This is a genomic window from Mesorhizobium sp. M7D.F.Ca.US.004.03.1.1, assembly GCF_003998635.1.
GTDB lineage: Bacteria > Pseudomonadota > Alphaproteobacteria > Rhizobiales > Rhizobiaceae > Mesorhizobium > Mesorhizobium loti.
Map to the genome: position 1 here is coordinate 1 of NZ_RZQG01000737.1, position 3,035 is coordinate 3,035.

Here is a 3,035-nt window from a genome sequence, read left to right on the forward strand (position 1 = left end):
GATCGGCGGCGTGCTCGCCGCGAACCTCTCCGGCCCGCGCCGGTTGAAGGCGGGTGCTGCGCGCGACCATATCCTCGGCATCAATGTGGTGTCCGGGCGTGGCGAGGCCTTCAAGTCCGGCGGCCGCGTGGTCAAGAACGTCACCGGCTATGACATGTCCAAGCTGATGGCCAACAGCTGGGGCACGCTGGCCGTGTTCACCGACGTCACCTTCAAGGTGTTGCCCGCCGCCGAGACCGAAGTCACGCTTGCCATCCGTGGCCTGCTCGACGACGCGGCTGCCGCCGCCATGGCCATGGCGCTCGGTTCGAGTGCTGAAGTGTCGAGTGCCGCCCATCTGCCGGAGCGGATCGCCGCGCGCGTCGCCGGCGGCAGTCTCGGCAACGATGCCGCCACGCTGCTGCGTGTCGAGGGCTTCGGCCCGTCGGTCGCCTATCGCATCGCCGCGCTGAAAACGCTGCTCGGCAAGGCCGGGCCGCTGGAGGAGATTGCCGGCGAAGCCTCGCGGCTGATCTGGCGCGATGTGCGCGATTGCAGGCCCTTCGCCGACAACAGCGAGAAACCGGTCTGGCGCGTTTCGATGACGCCGGGAGAGGGCCACCAGATGGTCCTGACGCTGCGCATGCAGGCCGCTGTCAGCGCCTTCTATGACTGGCAGGGCGGGCTGGTGTGGCTGCGCATGGAAGAGGGCGACCCGGAAGCCGCTCTGCTGCGGGGGTTGTTGAGGAAACATGGTGGCGGCCATGCGACGCTGGTGCGCGCGGCACCTTCCCATCGCGCCGCCTTGCCGGTGTTCGAGCCGCAGCCGCCCGCACTGGCCGCATTAGCGGCGCGCCTGAAGCAGGAATTCGACCCCAAGAACATCCTCAATCCCGGCCGAATGGCCTAGGATCCAACGCGATGCAGACCAATTTTTCGCTTGCTCAACTTGCCGATCCGCATGTCGCTGAGTCTGAAAAAATCCTGCGCAAATGCGTGCATTGCGGCTTCTGCACCGCGACGTGCCCGACCTATGTGACACTCGGCAACGAGCTCGATTCACCGCGCGGGCGCATCTACCTGATCAAGGACATGCTGGAGAACGGCCGTCCGGCCGACAAGGAAATCGTCACCCATATCGACCGCTGCCTGTCGTGCCTCGCCTGCGTGACCACCTGCCCGTCGGGCGTCAATTACATGCATCTGGTCGACCATGCCCGCGCCCATATCCAGGAGACCTACAAGCGGCCGCTGCTCGACCGCCTGACCCGCGCCATGCTGGCCTTCGTGCTGCCCTATCCCCAGCGTTTTCGCGTCGCGTTGAAACTGGCGAAGCTGGGCAAGCCGCTCATCGGCCTGTTCGAAAAAGTCCCGGCACTGAAGCCGCTCAGCGCAATGCTCAGGCTCGCGCCGGCCTCGATCCCGGCAGCATCGCCAAGCGCTTCACCTGGCATCCATGCCGGGCAGGGGGCGAAAAAGGGCCGCGTCGCTATCCTCACCGGCTGCGCGCAGTCGGTGCTCGATCCCGCCATCAACGACACGACGATTTCGCTGTTGACGCGGCTCGGCGTCGAGGTCGTGGTGCCGCAGGGCGAAGCCTGTTGCGGCGCGCTGGTCCATCACATGGGGCGGGAACAGGCCGCCCTTGCCTCGGCCAGACAGAATGTCGACGCCTGGACGCGCGCCATCGACCAGGGCGGTCTCGATGCCATCGTCATCACCGCGTCCGGCTGCGGCACCACGATCAAGGATTACGGCTTCATGCTGCGTCTCGAGCCGGCCTATGCCGACAAGGCCGCGCGCGTCTCGGCGCTGGCCAAGGACATCACCGAATATCTATCGACCCTCGATCTGCCCGAACCCGCGCGCAATCCGGGCACGGTGGTCGCCTATCACTCGGCCTGCTCGATGCAGCACGGCCAGAAGATCACCCGCCAGCCGAAGGAGCTGCTGGCCAAAGCCGGCTTCATCGTGCGCGAGCCGCGTGAAGGCCATCTCTGCTGCGGTTCCGCCGGCACCTACAACATTCTGCAATCCGAGATCTCGGCCAAGCTGCGCGATCGCAAGGTGAAAAACATCGAGGCGACGGGTGCGTCGATCGTTGCCACCGGCAACATCGGCTGCATCACGCAGATCGCCTCGGCCGCGAAGATGCCGGTGGTGCACACGATAAAACTGCTCGACTGGGCCTATGGCGGGCCAAAGCCGGAAGGTGTTCTGGAAGAGAGCCTGATCGCCGCGGAATAGGGTGCCGCCCCGGCGCTACTCCGCCGCGAGCCTGTCCGCTGTGCCGTAGGTCGCCTCATAAAGCGCGCGCTGGCGACTGAGTGCCACCATGGTGTTACGGAGCAGGATCGCCACCGTGATCGGTCCAACGCCGCCCGGTACCGGCGTGATCCAGGAGGCGACCTCGCGCACGCTTTCGGTGTCGACGTCGCCGACGATGCGGCTGGAGCCGTCAGGGCCGATTTCGGAATTGATGCCGATGTCGATGACGGCAGCGCCCGGCTTGACCATGTCGGCCTTGATCAGCCTTGGCTTGCCGACGGCAACGAACAGCGCGTCGGCGCGTCGCGCATGCGCGGCAACCGATCGCGTCATGTGGTGGCAGACCGTGACTGTCGCGCCTTCGCTCATCAGCAGGAAGGCGATCGGCTTGCCGACGATTTCCGAATGGCCGACGATTACGACTTCCAGCCCCTTGAGGTCGAGGCCGGTCTCCTTCAGCAGCTCGACCGACGCGGCCGCCGTGCAAGGCGCGAGGTCGAGCTGGTTGTAGACGATGTTGCCGATCGAAGCCGGGTGCATGCCTTCGACATCCTTGAGCGGATGCACCGCCGCCTGCAGCGTCCTGATCGGGATATGCACTGGGACCGGTCGCTGGATGATGATGCCGGTGACGCGCGGATCGGCGTTCAGGCCGTGAATTGCCGCTTCCAGTTCTCCGGCGGTTATGGTGGCGGGAAAGCGCCGTTCCTCGAAATCGATACCGGCGAGTTGTGCCTTGGCGCGCTGGTTGCGCACATAGACATCCACCGCAGCGGTGTCGCCGACGG

Annotated in this window: 3 protein-coding genes; 2 read left to right on the forward strand and 1 reads right to left on the reverse strand. The window is 65.7% G+C overall.

All coding sequences use genetic code 11. The features are described from left to right. The coding region (locus tag EN935_RS28955) for an FAD-linked oxidase C-terminal domain-containing protein (RefSeq protein WP_127373880.1) at window positions 1-889 on the forward strand (889 nt) is incomplete at its 5' end. An 11-nt stretch (window positions 890-900) separates the two neighbouring features. After that, window positions 901-2,226 (forward strand): glycolate oxidase subunit GlcF, encoded by a 1,326-nt coding sequence (gene glcF / locus EN935_RS28960; protein ID WP_127264832.1) that lies wholly within the window; start codon window positions 901-903, stop codon window positions 2,224-2,226. A 15-nt stretch (window positions 2,227-2,241) separates the two neighbouring features. Here glcF and EN935_RS28965 read toward each other — a convergent pair. Then, window positions 2,242-3,035 (reverse strand): bifunctional 5,10-methylenetetrahydrofolate dehydrogenase/5,10-methenyltetrahydrofolate cyclohydrolase (locus EN935_RS28965; RefSeq protein WP_164771406.1); only part of this gene is annotated, 794 nt, incomplete at its 5' end.

Coding starts and splice junctions, on each gene's coding strand:
- glcF (WP_127264832.1), top strand. CDS start 901: ATGCAGACCAATTTTTCGCTTGCTCAACTTGCCGATCCGCATGTCGCT.